14 protein-coding genes, 1 tRNA gene and 1 riboswitch are annotated in these 19611 nt (G+C 70.4%); of the genes, 13 read left to right on the top strand and 2 right to left on the bottom strand.

Annotated features, from left to right (window positions below; genetic code table 11):
• Positions 1 to 380 precede the first annotated feature (380 nt).
• The 10 genes from ACFVYS_RS24620 to ACFVYS_RS24575 all read left to right on the top strand — a co-directional run bounded on the left by ACFVYS_RS24620 (position 381) and on the right by ACFVYS_RS24575 (position 13201).
• A complete protein-coding gene (locus ACFVYS_RS24620) occupies positions 381 to 2294 on the top strand; it encodes a hypothetical protein (RefSeq protein ID WP_389505219.1) in 1914 nt (637 codons plus the stop codon).
• Positions 2291 to 3586, top strand: coding sequence for a cytochrome P450 (locus ACFVYS_RS24615; RefSeq protein WP_389505217.1), 1296 nt, complete (start codon positions 2291 to 2293; stop codon positions 3584 to 3586). Before ACFVYS_RS24620 ends, ACFVYS_RS24615 begins: the two co-directional genes overlap by 4 nt.
• Before the next feature lie 205 nt (positions 3587 to 3791).
• Positions 3792 to 4808: a transglycosylase family protein gene (locus ACFVYS_RS24610; protein ID WP_389505215.1), complete on the top strand. Its 1017-nt coding sequence runs from the start codon at positions 3792 to 3794 to the stop codon at positions 4806 to 4808.
• A 205-nt stretch (positions 4809 to 5013) separates the two neighbouring features.
• Positions 5014 to 5200, top strand: a riboswitch (cyclic di-AMP (ydaO/yuaA leader).
• Positions 5201 to 5203: 3 nt separating this feature from the next.
• Positions 5204 to 5911, top strand: coding sequence for a transglycosylase family protein (locus ACFVYS_RS24605; RefSeq protein WP_389505213.1), 708 nt, complete (start codon positions 5204 to 5206; stop codon positions 5909 to 5911).
• Positions 5912 to 6304: 393 nt separating this feature from the next.
• Positions 6305 to 7591 (top strand): phosphopyruvate hydratase, encoded by a 1287-nt coding sequence (gene eno, locus ACFVYS_RS24600; protein WP_389505211.1) that lies wholly within the window; start codon positions 6305 to 6307, stop codon positions 7589 to 7591.
• A gap of 133 nt (positions 7592 to 7724) precedes the next feature.
• Entirely contained in the window at positions 7725 to 8201 is a 477-nt protein-coding gene (locus tag ACFVYS_RS24595) for a septum formation initiator family protein (RefSeq protein WP_389505209.1), read from the top strand.
• Between the two features lie 92 nt (positions 8202 to 8293).
• Positions 8294 to 8839 (top strand): DUF501 domain-containing protein, encoded by a 546-nt coding sequence (locus tag ACFVYS_RS24590; RefSeq protein WP_389505207.1) that lies wholly within the window; start codon positions 8294 to 8296, stop codon positions 8837 to 8839.
• Complete coding sequence (locus tag ACFVYS_RS24585) at positions 8836 to 9777, top strand: exopolyphosphatase (protein ID WP_389505205.1); 942 nt, start codon at positions 8836 to 8838, stop codon at positions 9775 to 9777. The genes ACFVYS_RS24590 and ACFVYS_RS24585 overlap by 4 nt, the downstream gene beginning before the upstream one ends.
• Positions 9778 to 10230: 453 nt before the next feature.
• Entirely contained in the window at positions 10231 to 11625 is a 1395-nt protein-coding gene (locus ACFVYS_RS24580; protein WP_362265254.1) for an NAD(P)/FAD-dependent oxidoreductase, read from the top strand.
• Positions 11626 to 11911: 286 nt separating this feature from the next.
• Entirely contained in the window at positions 11912 to 13201 is a 1290-nt protein-coding gene (locus tag ACFVYS_RS24575; RefSeq protein WP_389505203.1) for a class I SAM-dependent methyltransferase, read from the top strand.
• A gap of 61 nt (positions 13202 to 13262) precedes the next feature.
• Here the strand turns inward: ACFVYS_RS24575 and ACFVYS_RS24570 are convergent, their stop codons facing one another.
• Both ACFVYS_RS24570 and ACFVYS_RS24565 read right to left on the bottom strand, forming a co-directional pair.
• Positions 13263 to 15791: an ABC transporter permease gene (locus tag ACFVYS_RS24570; RefSeq protein WP_389505201.1), complete on the bottom strand. Its 2529-nt coding sequence runs from the start codon at positions 15789 to 15791 to the stop codon at positions 13263 to 13265.
• Positions 15792 to 15841: 50 nt separating this feature from the next.
• Positions 15842 to 16612: an ABC transporter ATP-binding protein gene (locus ACFVYS_RS24565; protein WP_389505200.1), complete on the bottom strand. Its 771-nt coding sequence runs from the start codon at positions 16610 to 16612 to the stop codon at positions 15842 to 15844.
• A 391-nt stretch (positions 16613 to 17003) separates the two neighbouring features.
• On the opposite strand from ACFVYS_RS24565, the gene ACFVYS_RS24560 reads away from it, so the two are divergent.
• From ACFVYS_RS24560 to ACFVYS_RS24550, 3 genes are all read left to right on the top strand, one after another.
• Positions 17004 to 17087 (top strand) — tRNA-Leu (locus tag ACFVYS_RS24560).
• Positions 17088 to 17294: 207 nt separating this feature from the next.
• Complete coding sequence (locus ACFVYS_RS24555; protein WP_389505198.1) at positions 17295 to 18470, top strand: 4-hydroxybenzoate 3-monooxygenase; 1176 nt, start codon at positions 17295 to 17297, stop codon at positions 18468 to 18470.
• A 243-nt stretch (positions 18471 to 18713) separates the two neighbouring features.
• Positions 18714 to 19607 carry a Bax inhibitor-1/YccA family protein gene (locus ACFVYS_RS24550; RefSeq protein ID WP_389505196.1) on the top strand — a complete coding sequence of 298 codons (894 nt, stop codon included), beginning with the start codon at positions 18714 to 18716 and terminating at the stop codon, positions 19605 to 19607.
• The last annotated feature ends 4 nt before the right edge of the window (positions 19608 to 19611 follow it).

Below are 19611 nucleotides of genomic sequence, written 5' to 3'. Positions count from 1 at the left end.
CCACTGCCCGGCTCCCCGATCCCGCTGCCGTGTCCTCCGAGCGCACTGCCCGGCTCCCCGATCCCGCTGCCGTGTCCTCCGAGCGCACTGCCCGGCTCCCCGATCCCGCTGCCGTGTCCTCCGAGCGCACTGCCCGGCTCCCCGAGCCCGCTGCCGTGTCCTCCGAGCGCACTGCCCGGCTCCCCGATCCCGCTGCCGTGTCCTCCGAGCGCACTGCCCGGCTCCCCGATCCCGCTGCCGTGTCCTCCGAGCGCACTGCCCGGCTCCCCGACCCCGCTGCCGGGACCTCCGAGCCCACTCCCCAGCCCTCCGAGCCCACTGCCCCGGCCTCCTCCGGTGACACCGTCGGCTACTACGGCGGCAACTACCACGGCCCCGTCGTGGGCGTTCTGAACCAGCACACCTACGCCACGCCGCCCGGCGTCTTCGGGGTGCCCGACCCCGCCGGCTGGCCCACGGTGGAGGACGCCGACCTGGTGACCCTGGGCGTTCGGCCCGCGGGGCGGCGCTGGGCGGACCCGGGGCTGCCGCCGTACGTGCCCCGTGACATCGACGAGGCGCTGCGGGGCTGGACCGCGCGGGACAGGCTGCTGGTGATCACGGGCGGCCCGCTGACCGGCAAGTCGAGGACGGCCTGGGCGGCCGTGGTCCGTGAGACGGGTCCCGGGACCCGGGTGTACGCGCCGGCCCCCGGCACGGACCTGCGCGGGCTGCCCGCCCTGCTGCGCGGCCGGGACGGTGCGTACGTGCTCTGGCTGGACGAGTTGGAGGGCCACCTCGGCGAGCACGGCCTGACGATGGGCCTGCTGGCCGACCTGAGGACGCTCGGGGTCCCGGTGGTGGCCACCATGGGCGACGACGCCTACGACACGCACCGCTTCGGAGAGGGACCCGCGTCCCGCCTGATGACGCTGGCACGGTCGGAGCGGGTGAGCTCGGGGTGGAGCGAGCAGGAGGTCGAGCGGCTGACCGGGCTGCGCGACGACCGGCTCGGCGAGGCCCTCGACCGACGCGGCGCCACCAGCGTCACCCAGTACCTGGCCATCGGCGCGGAACTCCGGGCGAAGTGGCAGCGGGCCGCCCGCTCCAACAGCCGCCATCCGTACGGTCACCTGCTGATCAGAGCCGCGACGGATCTCGCCCGCTGTGGCGTCACCGGGGACATCCCCCGTCGGCTGCTGGAGGAGGCGTGCCGCAGCTACGGGGCGGGGCGTCCGGATATGGAGTCGTTCCAGGAAGCCGTCGACTGGGCCGTCCAGCCGCTGCACGGGGTCACCGGGATGCTGGTCCCGGGAGCGCCGCTGAGGGTGGGGGAGAGCGAGGAGACCTGGCGGCCGTACGGCTCGCTGGTAGCCGACGCGGAGGAGGCGGCGGCGAGGGCGGTCCCGGAGACCGTCTGGCGCTGTGCGCTGGAGGGGACGAAGTACGACACCGGGGTGCACCTGAACGTCCGTGCGACCGCCGGCCTCGTCTTCTCGGCCAGGGCGCAGGACGGTGACGCCGGGGCGATGCACATGCTGAGCCTGCTCTCCGAGAACGAGGCGACGGCGCTGGACTGGCTGCGCAAGGCCGTGGACGCGGGGAGGACGGAGCTGGCGGGACAGGTCGGCGAGCGGCTCCTCGGGCAGGGCGAGGCGGAGGAGGCGCTGCCCTATCTGCGGGCGGCGGCCGAGGCGAAGCCCGATGGTCCACAGGCGCGGCTGGTCGGGGAGGCGCACCTGGCGCTGGCCGAGCAGTGGCTGCGCAAGGCGGCGGCCGAGGCTGACATGGCGGCCACACACCGGCTGGGGGACCTGCTGCTGGGGCGCGGCGAGTTCAGCGAGGCGATGGACCTCTACGTAAGTGCCGAGATGCAGGGATACACCCCCGTGGCCCGCAGCGCGGCCGTGTCCTTCCTGCTGAGTCACGAGGAAGAGACCGCCGAGGTACTGCTGGCCCGCGCCGCCGCCGACGGCGACGAGGGGGCCGCCGAGTTGCTGGCCGGCCTCCGCAAGCCGCGGCAGAGCCTGGACGACGCCGCGGACTACTTCGCCGGCGACGGCAGGCTGGACGCCACACACGAGGCCGCTGTGGTGGAGAAGATGGGGTTCTCGGACGAGGCCCGCAAGGGGTACGAGCAGGGTCACGCCCGCGGCGACGCCTACGCCGCCTACCGGCTCGCGCTGCTCCTCGAGAAGCAGGACAGCGCCGCCGAAGCCACCCTCTGGTACCGCAAGGCCGCCGACCTGGGGCACCCCGCCGCGCGGAAGGCCCTCGCGGAGCGCGGCGAGGACACCGCTACGGTCGGGGAGTGACCGAGCAGCCCGACACAGACCACCAGGACCGCACCACTCCCGAACTCTTCACCTGGGAGTTCGCGACCGACCCCTACCCCGCCTACGCCTGGCTGCGCGAGCACGCGCCCGTGCACCGCACCGTTCTGCCCAGCGGGGTCGAGGCCTGGCTGGTCACCCGGTACGCCGACGCGAAACAGGCCCTCGCCGACCAGCGGCTCTCCAAGAACCCGGCGCACCACGACGAACCGGCGCACGCCAAGGGCAAGACCGGCATCCCCGGTGAGCGCAAGGCCGAGCTGATGACGCATCTGCTCAACATCGACCCGCCGGACCACACCCGGCTGCGACGGCTCGTCAGCAAGGCCTTCACCCCGCGCCGGGTCGCCGAGTTCGCGCCCCGGGTCCAGGAGCTGACGGATCAGCTCATCGACCGGTTCGCCGCCGAGGGGAAGGCCGACCTCATCCACGACTTCGCCTTCCCTCTCCCCATCTACGCGATCTGCGACCTCCTGGGCGTCCCCCGTGAGGACCAGGACGACTTCCGCGACTGGGCGGGGATGATGATCCGGCACGGCGGGGGCCCGCGGGGCGGTGTCGCGCGGTCGGTGAAGAAGATGCGCGGTTATCTGCTGGAGCTCATCCACCGCAAGCGCGCGGAGCTTCCCGCCGATCCGGCTCCCGGCGAGGACCTCATCTCGGGTCTGATCCGCGCCTCGGACCACGGCGAGCACCTCACCGAGAACGAGGCCGCCGCCATGGCCTTCATCCTGCTGTTCGCGGGCTTCGAGACCACCGTCAATCTCATCGGCAACGGCACCTACGCCCTCCTCACCCACCCCGAGCAGCGCGCACGCCTCCAGCTCTCGCTCACCGAGCACGACGGCGACCGCGGCCTCCTCGAGACGGGCGTCGAGGAACTCCTGCGCTACGACGGTCCTGTGGAGCTCGCCACCTGGCGGTTCGCGACCGAGCCGCTGAGCATCGGCGGGCAGGACATCGCGCCGGGCGACCCCGTGCTCGTGGTGCTGGCGGCGGCCGACCGTGACCCGGCGCGCTTCGCGGACCCCGACACCCTCGACCTGTCCCGCCGTGACAACCAGCACCTCGGCTACGGCCATGGCATCCACTACTGCCTGGGAGCCCCGCTGGCCCGGCTGGAGGGCCAGACCGCGCTGGCCACCCTGCTCACCCGGCTGCCCGATCTCCGACTGGCCGTGGAACCGGCCGAGTTGAGGTGGCGCGGCGGGCTCATCATGCGCGGACTGCGGACTTTGCCGGTCGAGTTCACTCCGGTGCATTCCGGCTCATAAGCGATCCACATCTGACCGGATGTCAGCCGGAGTGTGACCGTTCGGCGGAGTAAAGGTGACCAACACTCAAGTCTGTGATCTTCACGTGATCTGCGCGGCATTAACTTGTGACAAGTGATCGTCTGCCGATACGTTCTCTCGTCAGCGCGACGCATCGGTTCCACTCGCCGCGCCGGTCAGTGCTGTCCAGAGAAAGGCCCTTCGCATGCTCTCCGGGAACGGTCGTCACCGTCGCCCCCGCCAGGCCCCGGCCCTCCTTGTCGCGGCCGGAGTGACGGGCTCCGCCATCGCCATCCCGCTGCTCGCCGCCTCCGGCGCGAGTGCGGCGGACGGCACGGTGTGGGACAAGGTGGCGCAGTGCGAGACCGGCGGCTCGTGGAGTGCCGACGAGGGTGGCGGCGAGTACGGCGGCCTGAGTCTCACCCAGAAGGACTGGGAGGCGAACGGCGGCCTCGACTACGCGACCAGCCCCGACCTGGCCAGCCGCAGCCAGCAGATCGCCGTCGCGCAGAAGGTGCTCGCGGCCGAGGGGATCGGCGCTTGGGGCACCTGCGGGCTGACCTCCGGGCTCACCCAGGAGAACGGCGCGCTGAGCGTGGACACCGGCGTGGCGGACGACTCGTCCGACTCGTCCGACTCATCTGGGTCTTCCGGATTGTCCGACCTGTCCAGGGGATTGTCCGGATCCTCGGGCTCCACGGCCGACGACGACTCCTCGGCCGGATCGTCCGACTCGTCCGCTGATTCCTCCGGTTCGCCCTCGGCGTCCGCTTCCTCCCCTTCATCCTCTTCCTCCGCCGCCACGGTCGACTCCGGCACGTCCGGCGGTTCCGGCGGCCGGAGCGACGGCTCGACGGGCGCGAGCTCGCCCACGGCGACCCCGGGTGCGGACGACTCGGACAAATACGTCCAGGACGAAGGTTCTTGGAGTCTCGTCGACACCGGCTCCCTGGGCCCGGGCAAGCACCGCGGCGCCACCGCCGACGAGGCCGCGACCAAGAGCGCGACCGGCACCGGCGTGGACGGCACCGCCCCCGCCTCCGCCGGCCGGCATGCCGCGGCCACCTATGTCGTCCAGGAGGGCGACTCCCTCGCGTCCATCGCCGACTCCCTTGGTCTCGACGGCGGATGGCGCGCCCTCTATGCCGAGAACAGGGGCCTCATCGGTGTCGACCCGAGCAACATCGCCGCCGGTCAGACCCTCGACACAGGGGTGGAATAGGGCGCAAAGCCCAAGAAAAACAGCGGGAGTTCACGTCACGCTTCGCGCCGAATGTCCGGTTTGGTGAAAGTGTGGGATGAGTCTCAGAAGCCCTGATCGTCTTTGAAATTCCGTCGATCGCGTGTCTACGGTCGAGGCCGCTCGGCAACCCGAGCCCCGGCCGTCGCAACGCCGAATCCTGCCAGCGACGAACCGGGAACAGTCGTCGCGTCAAGCGCCGTAGGCAGGAGCGGGGGACCCAAGGTAAGTGCCGCGCCGGTCGGTTGACCGGAACGGCTAGGGGTGAAGCCACACCTCCCACGGAGCAGCGCTCCGACGGGCGAGGAAGTGGCCGGGCAACTCACACGACCCGAACCCGACAGCTCACCTCGCAGGCGTCGGTGAGGGGATCCACCATGCTGTTTTCCGCCAAGGGCAAGCACCGCCGTCCCTCCAAGGCGACCCGCGTCGCCACGCTCGCCGGCGTCACCGGCGTCGCCATCGCCGCCCCGCTGATGGCGGCCGGCAACGCCTCCGCCGCCACCGCCTCCGAGTGGGACACGGTCGCCCAGTGCGAGGCCGGCGGCAACTGGTCCATCAACACCGGCAACGGCTACTACGGCGGTCTGCAGTTCTCGGCGTCCACCTGGGCCGCGTACGGCGGCACCGCCTACGCCTCCACCGCCGACCAGGCCTCCAAGTCCCAGCAGATAGCCATCGGCGAGAAGGTCCTCGCGGGTCAGGGCAAGGGTGCCTGGCCGGTCTGCGGCACCGGCCTGTCCGGCGCCGCCTACAACGGCTCGAGCGCCGCCTCCTCGGGCTCCGGCTCCTCCGGTTCCTCCAGCTCGTCGAACGGCGGCAGCACCAGCAGCCGCTCGACCGACGAGCAGAGCGCCTCCCGCTCGACCGACCGCCCGGCCGCCTCCAAGACGGTCACCACCCCCACCGGCAAGAAGGTCAAGAAGGGTGACGGCGAGTACAAGGTCGTCAAGGGCGACACCCTCAGCTCCATCGCCGAGAAGCACAAGGTCAAGGGTGGCTGGGCGAAGCTGTTCGAGCTGAACAAGGACATCGTCGTCGAGGCCGACCTGATCTACCCGGGCCAGCAGCTGCACCTGAAGTGACGCTCGGCCCGAAGTGACACCGGGCCCGCAGTGACGCTTCGCCCGAAATGACACCTGGCCCCCAGAGAAGCCACAGCACCCTCATATCCGAGGTCGGCACACTGAAGACCTCGTGAGGGTCACCCCCCGTCCCCACGGGCCCCCCGCTCCGGTGCGTGTTCCCCCGTACGCACCGGAGCGGGGTTTCTCTTTGCCCGTTCGTCACTTCCTGTCGGCTTTTCTCGGCCACCCCCTTTGTTCCGGGCGGAAACAATAGGTACCGTCTGTCTGTCCACGGGACGGTCGGTCGGCTGCCGACGGTCCCGGGGCGGTTAGGCTCTAGTCGCAAGGCTCAGCAAGGGCTCATCAAGTCCCCTGGGCCCCGCACAACCAGCGTCACATCCCAAGAAGGAGATGCTCGTGCCGTCCATCGACGTCGTCGTAGCCCGGGAAATCCTGGACTCCCGAGGCAACCCCACGGTCGAGGTCGAGGTCGGCCTCGACGACGGCAGCACGGGTCGTGCCGCCGTTCCGTCCGGTGCCTCCACCGGTGCCTTCGAGGCCATCGAGCTCCGCGACGGTGACCCCAACCGCTACCTCGGCAAGGGTGTCGAGAAGGCCGTCCTCGCGGTCATCGAGCAGATCGGCCCGGAGCTCGTCGGCTACGACGCCACCGAGCAGCGCCTGATCGACCAGGCCATGTTCGACCTGGACGCCACCGACAACAAGGCCTCGCTCGGCGCCAACGCCATCCTCGGCGTCTCGCTCGCCGTCGCGCACGCCGCCTCCGAGGCCAGCGACCTGCCGCTGTTCCGCTACCTGGGCGGCCCCAACGCGCACCTGCTGCCGGTGCCGATGATGAACATCCTGAACGGCGGCTCGCACGCCGACTCCAACGTGGACATCCAGGAGTTCATGATCGCCCCGATCGGCGCGGAGTCCTTCTCCGAGGCCCTGCGCTGGGGTGCCGAGGTCTACCACACCCTCAAGAAGGTGCTGAAGACCAAGGGCCTGTCCACCGGCCTCGGCGACGAGGGCGGCTTCGCCCCGAACCTGGAGTCCAACCGCGCCGCGCTCGACCTCATCATCGAGGCCATCAAGCAGGCCGGTTACGTCCCCGGCGAGCAGATCGCGCTCGCGCTCGACGTCGCCGCGTCCGAGTTCTACAAGGACGGCAAGTACGAGTTCGAGGGCAAGTCCCGCTCGGCCGCCGAGATGACCGAGTACTACGAGGAGCTCGTCTCCGCGTACCCGCTCGTCTCCATCGAGGACCCGCTGTACGAGGACGACTGGGCCGGCTGGAAGGTCATCACCGACAAGCTGGGCGACAAGGTCCAGATCGTCGGCGACGACCTCTTCGTCACCAACCCGGAGCGTCTGGCCCGCGGCATCGAGGAGGGCTCCGCCAACGCCCTGCTCGTCAAGGTCAACCAGATCGGTTCGCTGACCGAGACCCTGGACGCCGTCGAGATGGCCCAGCGCAACGGCTTCAAGTGCATGATGTCCCACCGCTCCGGCGAGACCGAGGACGTCACCATCGCCGACCTCGCGGTCGCGGTGAACTGCGGCCAGATCAAGACCGGCGCCCCGGCCCGCTCGGACCGCGTCGCCAAGTACAACCAGCTGCTGCGCATCGAGGAGATCCTCGACGACGCCGCGGTCTACGCCGGCCGCAGCGCCTTCCCGCGCTTCAAGGGCTGAGCAAGGTCTGATCAAGGGCTGACGCCGCCGACCCCAACCGGGGCAAGGCTCCGCCAGTCGTACGTACGTCCCCGTACCGGTCCCGTACCGTGTGCGGGGACGTACGCACGTGTGAGACGGGAGGCGGGAAGCAGTGGCCGTGAAGGACCGGGACCGTTTCTCCACCGCGACCAGGATCAAGCTGCTCGGCGAGCAGACCGCGGCCCGGGTCTACCGCTCCCAGACCAAGCGCCAGGCCCGCCGCTCCCGGCTCACCGGCCGTGCCGCGCTCCTCGCGCTCGTGCTCTGCACGCTGATCGTGGCCCTGGCCTACCCGATGCGCCAGTACGTCTCCCAGCGCGCCGAGATCGCCGATCTGGAGCGCGAGAAGCGGCAGGCCAGCGAACGCGTCGAGCAGCTGCGCGACCTCAAGGCGCGCTGGCAGGACGACGCCTACGCCGAGCAGCAGATCCGGCAGCGGCTGCACTACGTGCTGCCGGGGGAGACCGGGTTCGTCGTGATCGACCCGGACGCGGCCAGGCAGTCCCGCGCCGACCTCGGGTCGGCCGACCGCCCCTGGTACTCGAACGTCTGGGACGGCGTCGACAAGTCCGACGCCTCGGACCAGTGAACAGCCGACCAGTGAACGACCGACCGGTGAACTGAGACCGGTGAACCGACCGGTGGTCAGAACCGGTTGCCGGAACCGATAGAAAGACAGGCATGGAAACGCCCCCGCCGACCACCCCGCGCACCGAGCCCACCGACGCGGACGTCGAGGCCTTCAAGCAGCAGCTCGGACGGCCGCCGCGCGGTCTGCGCGCGATCGCGCACCGCTGCCCGTGCGGTGAGCCGGACGTCGTGGAGACGGCCCCCCGCCTGCCCGACGGCACGCCCTTCCCGACGCTGTACTACCTGACGTGCCCGAAGGCCAACTCGGCCATCGGCACGCTCGAGGCGAACGGCGTGATGAAGGAGATGACGGAGCGGCTCCAGGCCGACCCGGAGCTGGCCGCCTCCTACCGTGCCGCGCACGAGGACTACGTCCGGCGCCGGGACGAGATCGAGGAACTGAAGAACTTCCCGAGCGCGGGCGGCATGCCGGACCGGGTGAAGTGCCTGCACGTGCTCGTCGCGCACTCCCTGGCGGCCGGCCCGGGTGTGAACCCCCTCGGCGACGAGGCCCTGGAGATGCTCCCGCAGTGGTGGCGCAAGGGCACGTGTGTGGTGCCGGCCGCGCGGGACGACGCGAAGGCGGCCGCCCGGTGACCCGGGTCGCCGCCGTCGACTGCGGTACGAACTCGATCCGCCTCCTCGTCGCCGACGCCGACCCGGAGACCGGCGAGCTGGTCGACCTGGACCGCCGGATGACGATCGTCCGCCTCGGCCAGGGCGTCGACCGCACCGGACGGCTCGCCCCCGAGGCGCTGGAGCGGACCTTCGCGGCCTGCCGGGAGTACGCGGCCGCCATCAAGGAGTACGGCGCGCAGCGGCTGCGCTTCGTCGCCACCTCCGCCTCCCGGGACGCGGAGAACCGGGACGAGTTCGTGCGCGGGGTGCTGGACATCCTCGGCGTCGAGCCCGAGGTCATCACCGGCGACCAGGAGGCCGAGTTCTCCTTCACCGGCGCCACGAAGGAACTGAAGGGGCGCACCGACCTGGCCAAGCCGTTCCTGGTGGTGGACATCGGCGGTGGCTCGACCGAGTTCGTGGTCGGCGACGACCGGGTGCGTGCCGCGCGCTCCGTCGACGTGGGCTGCGTACGGATGACGGAGCGGCACCTGGTCGTGGACGGGAAGGTCACCGACCCGCCCACCGCCGGGCAGATCACCGCGATGCGCGCCGACATCGAGGCCGCCCTCGACCTCGCCGAGCGGACGGTCCCGCTGCGCGAGGCGCACACCCTGGTCGGCCTGGCCGGTTCGGTGACGACGGTCGCGGCGATCGCCCTGGGCCTTGAGGAGTACGACTCCACGAAGATCCACCACGCGCGGATCGGTCTCGACCGGGTCAGGAGCATCAGCGACGAGCTTCTCCGGGCCACCCACGAGGAGCGCGCGGCGCATCCGGCGATGCATCCGGGCCGGGTGGACGTGATCGCGGCGGGTGCGCTCGTCCTGCTGGCGATCATGGAGCGGATCGGCGCGCAGGAGGTCGTCGTGAGCGAGCACGACATCCTCGACGGCATCGCCTGGTCGATCGCGTGACTCCGGCGGACCCGCTACTTGCACTCTGCTGAGCAGGCAGGATGCGCGAATGAGCAGACCCGAGGGGCCCTTCGTGGCCCCTCGGACGCGTTCCGGAGGCACCCCCTCGGGAAAGTTCGTGAAGTTCTTCACAAGGAATTCGGCCCTGTCGGAGGACAGACGTGTCTTCGTTGACCCTTCCGGGGGCTCAACACCCGTGTGAACGTGTTCAAAAGAGGCGGGCGCGGACGTATCGCGGAGGTCGGGGGAAGGGGTCCCGGACGGCCCTCACGGAGCCCTTCCGAGCCCGGAGAGGCAGCTCACGCGGCATTGACAACGCCATGCCCTACACGCTGGTTCCCCCTCCGCGCCATGACGTGGATCACGCGGGTCGCGGAGGATAGCACACACCCCCGGGAAGCTTGTGAAGGGGCGCACGAGCGACCCCCCTCGAGCGGGTGGATACTCGATGGCATGAGCACCACGGAGCGTCCCAGGATCCTCGTAGTAGGCGGTGGGTACGTAGGCCTGTACGCAGCTCGGCGCATCATGAAGAAGATGCGCTACGGCGAGGCGACCGTCACGGTCGTCGACCCCCGGTCGTACATGACCTACCAGCCCTTCCTCCCCGAAACCGCCGCCGGCAACATCTCCCCGCGCCACGTCGTCGTCCCGCTGCGACGCGTGCTGCCCAAGGCGGAGGTCCTCACCGGCCGGGTCACCACCATCGACCAGGACCGCAAGGTCGCCACGATCGCGCCGCTGGTCGGCGAGGCGTACGAGCTGCCCTTCGACTACCTGGTGATCGCGCTCGGCGCGGTCTCCCGCACCTTCCCGATCCCCGGCCTCGCCGAACAGGGCATCGGTATGAAGGGTGTCGAGGAGGCCATCGGCCTGCGCAACCACGTCCTCGAGCAGCTCGACAAGGCCGACTCCACGACCGACGAGGAGATCCGCCGCAAGGCGCTCACCTTCGTCTTCATCGGCGGCGGTTTCGCCGGTGCGGAGACCATCGGTGAGGTCGAGGACCTGGCCCGGGACGCGGCCAAGTACTACAAGACGGTGTCCCGCGAGGACATGCGCTTCATCCTCGTCGACGCCGCCGACAAGATCCTTCCCGAGGTCGGCCCCAAGCTGGGCCAGTACGGCAAGGAGCACCTCGAGGGCCGCGGTGTGGAGATCTACCTCTCCACCTCCATGGACTCCTGCGTCGACGGCCACGTGGTGCTGAAGAACGGCCTCGAGGTCGACTCCAGCACCATCGTGTGGACGGCCGGCGTCAAGCCCAACCCGGTGCTGGCCCGTTACGGCCTGCCGCTGGGCCCCCGCGGCCACGTCGACACGGCCCCGACCCTCCAGGTCCAGGGCACCGACTACATCTGGGCCGCCGGCGACAACGCCCAGGTCCCGGACGTCGCCGCCCGCAAGGCCGGTGTCGAGAACGCCTGGTGCCCGCCGAACGCGCAGCACGCGCTGCGGCAGGCCAAGGTCCTCGGCGACAACGTGATCTCCGGTATGCGGGGCTTCCCGCAGAAGGAGTACTCGCACTCCAACAAGGGTGCGGTGGCGGGCCTCGGCCTCCACAAGGGCGTCGCGATGATCGTCATGGGCAAGATGAAGATCAAGGTCAAGGGCCGTCTCGCCTGGTACATGCACCGCGGCTACCACGGCATGGCGATGCCGACGTGGAACCGTAAGATCCGTGTCTTCGCCGACTGGACGCTCGGCATGTTCCTCAAGCGCGAGGTCGTGGCGCTGGGTGCGCTGGAGTCCCCGCGCGAGGAGTTCTACGAGGCCGCGAAGCCGGCGCCGGTCGCCGCGAAGCCGGCCGCCGAGAAGACCGAGAACGAGAAGGCCAAGGCCTCCTGACCCCCGGTCACCCGACCTCCGGTCACCTGACTCCCGGTCACCTGACCTCGAGTCACCCGACCTCCGGCCTCCGGGCCGCCGGTCACTGAAACACCCCCGAAGGGGCCGTCCGCCATCCGTGGTGCGGACGGCCCCTTCGGCGTGCGCCCGCCCGCCGCCGGGCGGCGCATGCTGCATACATGTATTTTGCCGGGCCATGACGGGCGCGCGGGACTGGACGGCGTGCTCTTCCGTGTTTACGTGGTGTCAGGACATCGCGGGATCACCCGTCACGGAGGTGTGCATCATGGCTGACGCCGCGCCGCGGCTCCATGCCCTCGTCGAACAGTTGCTGGGAGCCCCCTTTCCGGTGCGCGTCCGCGCCTGGGACGGTTCGCAGGCGGGTCCGCCCGATGCGCCGACCCTGGTGGTACGCAATCGGCGGGCCCTGCGCCGGCTCCTCTTCAAGCCCGGCGAACTCGGCCTCGCCCGCGCCTGGGTGGCCGGCGACCTGGGGATCGAGGGGGACCTGTACACCGCTCTCGATCTGCTCTCCGGCCTGATCTGGCAGCGCGGCGAGGACGCCCGTACGCTCGGCCGGGCGCTGCGCGACCCGGACTTCCGGTCGGCGGTGCGCGGCCTGCTGAAACTCGCCGGACCGCCGCTGCCGCCCGCCCCGCCGCGTGAAGAGGTCCGCCGGACCGGACACCTCCACACCCGCCGCACCGACCGACGCGCCATCAGCCACCACTACGACGTCGGCAACGACTTCTACGCGCTCGTCCTCGGCCCGTCCATGGTCTACTCGTGCGCCTACTGGGAGTCCGGGGACAGCACCCTCGAACTCGCCCAGCGCGACAAGCTCGAACTCGTCTGCCGCAAGCTGGACCTGAGACCGGGGTCGCGGCTGCTGGACGTCGGCTGCGGCTGGGGTTCCCTCGCCGTCCACGCGGCCCGTGAGCACGGTGCGACCGTCGTCGGGATCACCCTCTCCCAGGAGCAGGCGGCGTTCGCCCGCAAGCGTGTCGCCGACGCCGGGCTCACCGACAAGGTCGAGATCCGCGTCCAGGACTACCGGGACGTCGCCGACGGGCCGTTCGACGCGGTCTCCTCCATCGGTATGGCGGAACACGTCGGCTCCGACCGGTACCTGGAGTACGCGCAGGTCCTGTTCGCGCTGCTCCGGCCCGGCGGCCGGCTGCTCAACCACCAGATCGCCCGCCGTCCGCAGCGCGACGAGTCGGCGTACGGCGTGGACTCGTTCATCGACGCCTACGTCTTCCCGGACGGCGAGCTCGCCCCCGTCGGCACCACCGTCGGCCAGCTCGAACGCGCGGGGTTCGAGGTCCGTGACGTCGAGTCGATCCGCGAGCACTACGCCCTCACCCTGCGCCGCTGGGTCGCCCGGCTGGAGGCCGGCTGGGACCGGGCCGTGCACCTCACCAGCCCCGGTCGGGCCCGGGTCTGGCGGCTCTACATGGCGGCCTCCGCCGTCGCCTTCGAACGCAACCAGATCGGCGTCAACCAGGTCCTGGCCGTCCGGACCCCCGGGTCGGGCGACTCCGGGATGCCGCTGCGCGCCCGCACCTGGAACTGACGGCCGCCCGGCGCACGAGGGCCCCGCCGCGGTACGCGACGGGGCCCCGGCCGGACTCGTTCTACTCGGACTTGATCGCGGCCAGCATGTTCAGGCGCGACGCCCGCCGGGCCGGCCACAGCGCGGCCAGGATGCCCACCCCGGCGGCCAGCAGCAGGAAGACGGCCATCCGGGCCCACGGCACGACCAGTTCGTACGTCGGCATGCTGGTGCCGAGCAGCTCACCGGCGGCCCAGCCGAAGAACACGCCCAGGCCGATGCCGAGCACCCCGCCGAAGAGCGAGATCACCAGGGACTCCAGCCGGACCATCCGCTTGACCGAACGCCGGTCCAGGCCGATGGCCCGCAGCATGCCGATCTCCTGGGACCGCTCGAAGACCGACATCGCGAGGGTGTTGATGACGCCGAGGACCGCGACGATCACGGCCATCGCGAGCAGCCCGTAGAGCATGTTCAGCATCAGCGTGAACATCTTCGCGACCTCGTCGGAGAGGTCCTGCTTGCTCTGGACCTTGATGGCCGGGTTGGCGCCGAGGGCCTTCTCCAGCCGGTCCTTCGTGGCGTCCGAGGTGCCGCCGGACGTCTTGACCATGACCCGCATGTCGGCCGGGTCCGTCAGGTGCGGGGTGAGGGCGGCGTTGTCCAGCAGGATGCCCTCGATCAGCTCGTTGCCCTCGTAGACCCCGGAGACCGTCAGCTGCTGCTTCTTGCCGTCCTCGTAGTTCACCGTGAAGGACGAGCCGGCCTTCCAGCCGTGGGACTCGGCGGTGGTGTCGTCGACGACGACCTGCCCGCCGCCCACCTCGAAGGAGCCGTCGTCGACCTTGAGGTCGGTCAGTGCGCCGATGGTGGAGCCGGTGACGCCGGTGAGGTACTCGGTCGTGCCGTCGATCCGGCCGGGCGCGTTGCGCATCGGGCTGGTGGCGGTGACCCCCTCGGTGGCCTTCAGCTTCTCGTCGATGCCGGCCGAGAGCTCGTTGCCGTTCGCCATCGACACGACGTAGTCGGCCCTGACCGCGGAGGACGCCATCTTGTCGATGGACTTCTGCAGGCTGCCCGCCATCACCGTCATCCCGGTGATCAGGGTCAGACCGATCATCAGCGCGGAGGCCGTGGCCGCCGTACGGCGCGGGTTGCGCACCGAGTTCTGCCGGGCCAGCTTGCCGGACACCCCGAAGATCCGCAGGACGGGCGCGGCGGCCGCGATCAGCGGACGGGACAGCAGCGGCGTCAGGATGAAGACGCCGACGATGAGCAGGACCGCGCCGAGACCCATGGGGGCCTGGCCGTCCGAGCCGCTCATCGTCGTCGCGGCCAGGACCACGGCGACGCCCGCCGCCGAGAACAGCGCGCCCAGCGTGTTGCGCAGCACCAGCGACTTGGTGCTCGCGGCGGCGTGCACACTGCTCATCGCCGCGACCGGCGGGATCTTCGCGGCCCGGCGGCCGGGTAGCCAGGCCGCCAGCATGGTGATGACGACGCCGACGACGAGGGCGGTGGCGACGGTGCCGCCCGAGACGACGAGCGGTCCGTCGGGGACGGTCGCCCCCAGCGTCCCCAGCAGCGAGCGCAGCCCGGCCCCGATCCCGATACCGGCGACCAGACCGGTCACCCCGGCGACCGTGCCGACGACGAACGCCTCGATCAGCACCGACCGCGTGACCTGCCGGCGGGAGGCGCCGACGGCCCGCATCAGGGCGAGTTCCTTGGTGCGCTGGGCGACCAGCATGGTGAAGGTGTTGGCGATGATGAAGGTGCCGACGAACAGCGCGATCCCGGCGAAGACCAGCAGGCCCTGCTTCATCCCGCTCATCGAGGCGGCGATCATCTCCGCCTGGTCGTCGGCGAGCTTCTTTCCGGTGACGGTCTCGACCTTGCCCTTCGGCAGGGCGCTGTCCAGAGCGGACTTCAGGGCGCTCTGCGAGGTCCCGGCGGCGGCCTGGACGTCGATCTCGTCGAAGGTGCCGGTCTTGCCGAAGAGCGTCTGCGCGGTCGCCGTGTCGAACAGGGCGAGGCTGCCGCCGGCCGCGACGTTGCCGTCGTCGGTGGTGAAGATGCCGGTGATCTTCGGGGAGAGGACGGGGCCGTCGACGGAGATCCGTACGGTGTCGCCGACCTTGTACCCGGTCCGCTCGGCCGTCCGGGAGTCGATGACGACCTCGTCGGCGCCGCTCGGCGCGTGCCCGGTGGCGAGCGGGTACCGGGCGTCCTTGTCACCCCAGTAGTTGCCGCCCTGCGACTGGAAGCCGCCGCCGACGAGCTTGCCGTCCTTGTCGGCGATGGCGGTGAAGCCGTTGACGACGCCGATGGCGGACGCGGCGCCCGGCACCTTCGCGCTCTGCTCCAGCAGCGCCTGGGTCAGCTCGGGCGTCTTGACGATACGGTCGCCGACATCGTCCTGGACCTCGGCGGTGACGGCGACGTCGACCTGGTCGAAGCCCTTGGCGGAGCTCTTCTGGAGGGCTCCGGAAAGGGTGTTGGTGAAGACCAGGGTCCCCGACACGAAGGCCACGCCGAGCATCACGGCGAGCACGGTCATCAGGAGCCGGGCCTTGTGCGCGAGTACGTTGCGCAAGGCGGTACGGAACATGGGTTCTTCTCAGTCCTGCTCGTCGACGAGCGGTCGGTCCCGGTGGGGGATCAGCTGGTGCGGCCCTTGGCGTCGAATCGCTTCATCCGGTCGAGCACCGAGTCGGCCGTCGGGCCGTACACCTCGTCGACGATCCGTCCGTCCGCCAGGAAGATCACCCGGTCCGCGTAGGCCGCAGCCACCGGGTCGTGGGTCACCATGACCACCGTCTGCCCCAGCTCCCGCACCGAGTTGCGCAGGAAGCCCAGCACCTCGGCGCCCGAACGCGAGTCGAGGTTTCCGGTCGGCTCGTCGCCGAAGATGATGTCGGGCCGGGAGGCGAGGGCACGGGCGACGGCGACCCGCTGCTGCTGACCGCCGGAGAGCTGTGAGGGCCGGTGGCTCAGCCGGTCGGCGAGCCCCACCATCCCGATGACCTTTTCCAACCACTCCTTGTCCGGCTTACGCCCCGCGATGTCCATCGGGAGCGTGATGTTCTCGATCGCCGTCAGCGTCGGCAGCAGGTTGAACGCCTGGAAGATGAACCCGATCTTGTCCCGGCGCAACTTGGTGAGCTGCTTGTCCTTCAGGGCGCCGAGCTCGGTGTCACCGATGCGCACCGAACCGGAGGAGAAGCTGTCGAGGCCCGCCACGCAGTGCATCAGCGTGGACTTGCCGGAGCCGGACGGCCCCATGATCGCGGTGAACTCGGCCTGCCGGAAGTCGACCGAGACCCGGTCCAGAGCGACCACCTGGGTCTCGCCCTGTCCGTAGATCTTCGACAGGTCCGTGGCGCGTGCGGCCACGGCGGTGGTCCGTTCGGCGAGGGGGCTGGTGGTCACGGGCGTGGCTCCTGACGGGACGACGGCAAGTCTGGGGGACATGAACCATCGTCCTGGCCGCCGACGGCCGTGTAGTCAGCCGCTGTCCCGGTTCCGAGGGCAGCCTCGGGTCGGACGGCGGACCGCCGTGTCATACCTGGGGATGACGCCCGTCCCTGAGGGCCAGGTCGTCAAGAACCGGTGGAGCAACCTCGTTCGGACGGTGAAATTCCGTCATTCCGCGTACGCAAGCGGTTGCCGCGCGCGAGGCTACTGGCAAGTGCAGATGGCCAGTTCCAGGTGCTGATGCACCCTCAGACCTCAATAAAATAAGACAACATCGGTCCGCTGTTCCGCTGTTCGAGGGACGGATCCCGATAGGGTCGGAAGCTCCAACGGAGCCGTCAGGCCTGCCCAGATGGTGGAATGCAGACACGGCGAGCTTAAACCTCGCTGCCCCTTCGCGGGCGTGCCGGTTCAAGTCCGGCTCTGGGCACTTCCGACGTCTCGGCGATCGCTGCATCCTCCATTGAGGCATTGACCGCCGCGGCGGCCGCCCCCCTCCTTGCTCGCGCCTCTCGGCGCCTCGATGCCTCGGCGTCTCGGCGTTCCGACCGTTGACACCCGGTGAGCAGGAGCGCAGACTCACGTCCCAATACAGTGAAGAAAACTTCACTGTGCGAACAGTGAAGGGAAACGCCCGATGCGCACCACCGTCGGCATCGTCGGCGCCGGCCCCGCCGGCCTCCTCCTCGCCCGTCTGCTGCACCGCGCCGGCATCGACTCCGTGGTGCTGGAGAGCCGCGACCGGGCCTACGTCGAGCAGCGCCAGCGCGCCGGGATCCTGGAGCAGGGCACGGTGGACGTGCTGCGCGCGGCCGGCGCCGGGGAGCGCATGGACCGCGTGGGGCTGTCCCACGACGGCATAGAGCTGCGGTTCGCCGGGCGGCGTCACCGCGTCGACTTCCCCGCCCTCACCGGTGGCCGGTCGGTGATGGTCTACGCGCAGACCGAGGTGTGCAAGGACCTCATAGCGCTCCAGCTCGCGGACGGCGGCCCGCTGCTGTTCGAGGCGGAGGCGCTGGCCGTCGAGGACGCCGGCACCGACCACCCGCGGATCCGCTTCCGCCACGAGGGCGTCGAGGACGTCCTGGAGTGCGACTACGTCGTGGGCTGCGACGGCTTCTGGGGTGTCGCCCGGCAGGCGATCCCGGCCGCGTCGACCCGCGTCTTCGAGCGGACGTACCCGTTCGGCTGGCTCGGCATCCTCGCCGACGTGCCGCCCTCGCACGACGAGCTCGTCTACGCCCGCCACGACCGCGGCTTCGCGCTGCTGTCCATGCGCTCCCCGTCCGTCTCCCGCCTCTACCTCCAGGTACCGGAGGGCACGGACGCGCAGGCGTGGGGGGACGAGGAGATCTGGGACGAGCTGGAGCGCCGCTTCGAGACCGACGACGACTGGAAACTGGAGCGCGGGGCGATCACCCAGAAGTCGGTCACCCCCATGCGCTCCTACGTGCACGAGCCCATGCGGCACGGCAGGCTCTTCCTGGCCGGCGACGCGGCCCACATCGTGCCGCCGACCGGGGCGAAGGGGCTGAACCTCGCCGTCGGGGACGTTGTCACCTTCGCGCGGGCGCTGACGCACCGGCGGGAGACGGGGTCCACCGCTCTCCTGGACGCCTACTCGGAGACCTGTCTGCGGCGCGTGTGGCAGGCCGAGCGGTTCTCGTACGACATGACCACCCTCCTGCACCGCGCCCCCGACGCCACCCCCTTCGAGGACCGTCTCCAGCTGGCCCGGCTGGAGCGGCTCGCCTCCTCCCGCGCCGCCGAGACCGAGCTGGCCGAGGCGTACACCGGGTTCCCGTTCGGGTGATCGGACGGCGGGTCCCGTCAAGGGCCCGGCTCGGCCCGTCCGGGCCTGTCCGGTCTCCGCGGGGTACCGGCCATGTCGCGGCTTGGTCATGAATACGGCCCTCCTGTGCCGGGAATCATGACGCCACGTAGCGTGTTGGCCAGCAGGAAGAGGGAAAGATCCTCCCCAAGCACTAGGGTCAATCCTTTGCCTACCCATTACCCTTGAGCTCAAGGCCGCGCAGTGTGGCCACGGAGGAGTGCAATGAGGAGCAGAAACCCGGTCTTCTCGCGACGGGGGTTCAGCCGCGACAACGGCTACGCGGGCTTCAACGCCGCGCCGCAGGCCGGGGGACCCGCAGTCGGCACGCAGCAGGGCAACCCCTACGCCCAGCAGGCCGGCAACCCGTACGCGCAGAACCCTTACGCCCAGCAGGACCTTCAGTACGGCGCCCCGCCGCAGGCCCCGGCCGCCGCCGGCCGGATGACCATGGACGACGTCGTCGCGCGCACCGCGACCACGCTCGGCCTCGTCGTCCTCACCGCGGTGCTGTCCTGGGTGCTGCTGCCCGTCGACGAGGCCAACCTCGGCAAGTCGTACGGCATCGCCATCGGCGCCGGTCTGGTCGCCATGGTGCTGGCCCTGGTCCAGTCGTTCAAGCGCCGCGCGGCCCCCGCGCTGATCCTGTCGTACGCCGCCCTCGAGGGCGTCTTCCTCGGCGTGATCTCCAGCGCGGTCTCCACGTACATCGCGGACGGCGTAGTCGCCCAGGCGGTGATGGGCACCATGGCGGTCTTCGCCGGTGTGCTCGTGGCGTACAAGGCGGGCTGGATCCGCGTCAACCGCCGCTTCTACGGCTTCGTGATGGCCGCCGCGCTCGGCTTCGTCCTGCTGATGGCCGTGAACCTGCTGTTCACCGTCTTCGGCGGCGGTGACGGTCTCGGCTTCCGCAGCGGTCCGCTCGGCATCGTGTTCGGTGTCATCGGCATCCTGCTCGGCGCCTGCTTCCTCGCCCTGGACTTCAAGCAGGTCGAGGACGGCATCGCGTACGGCGCCCCGCGCGAGGAGGCCTGGCTCGCCGCCTTCGGCCTCACGCTGACGCTGGTGTGGATCTACATGGAGTTCCTGCGACTCCTCTCGATCCTCAACAGCGACTGATCCA

The sequence above is a fragment of the Streptomyces sp. NPDC058295 genome, from assembly GCF_042880655.1.
In the GTDB taxonomy this organism is placed as follows: Bacteria; Actinomycetota; Actinomycetes; order Streptomycetales; family Streptomycetaceae; genus Streptomyces; species Streptomyces coriariae.
This window is presented reverse-complemented; position numbering and strand designations above follow the sequence as displayed.

Bases quoted from the DNA above. Each gene is read 5' to 3' on its own strand.
- ACFVYS_RS24610 (WP_389505215.1), top strand. From the start codon at position 3,792: ATGCTCTCCGGGAACGGTCGTCACCGTCGCCCCCGCCAGGCCCCGGCC.
- ACFVYS_RS24605 (WP_389505213.1), top strand. From the start codon at position 5,204: ATGCTGTTTTCCGCCAAGGGCAAGCACCGCCGTCCCTCCAAGGCGACC.
- eno (WP_389505211.1), top strand. From the start codon at position 6,305: ATGCTCGTGCCGTCCATCGACGTCGTCGTAGCCCGGGAAATCCTGGAC.
- ACFVYS_RS24590 (WP_389505207.1), top strand. From the start codon at position 8,294: ATGGAAACGCCCCCGCCGACCACCCCGCGCACCGAGCCCACCGACGCG.
- ACFVYS_RS24580 (WP_362265254.1), top strand. From the start codon at position 10,231: ATGAGCACCACGGAGCGTCCCAGGATCCTCGTAGTAGGCGGTGGGTAC.
- ACFVYS_RS24575 (WP_389505203.1), top strand. From the start codon at position 11,912: ATGGCTGACGCCGCGCCGCGGCTCCATGCCCTCGTCGAACAGTTGCTG.
- ACFVYS_RS24570 (WP_389505201.1), bottom strand. From the start codon at position 15,791: ATGTTCCGTACCGCCTTGCGCAACGTACTCGCGCACAAGGCCCGGCTC.
- ACFVYS_RS24555 (WP_389505198.1), top strand. From the start codon at position 17,295: ATGCGCACCACCGTCGGCATCGTCGGCGCCGGCCCCGCCGGCCTCCTC.
- ACFVYS_RS24550 (WP_389505196.1), top strand. From the start codon at position 18,714: ATGAGGAGCAGAAACCCGGTCTTCTCGCGACGGGGGTTCAGCCGCGAC.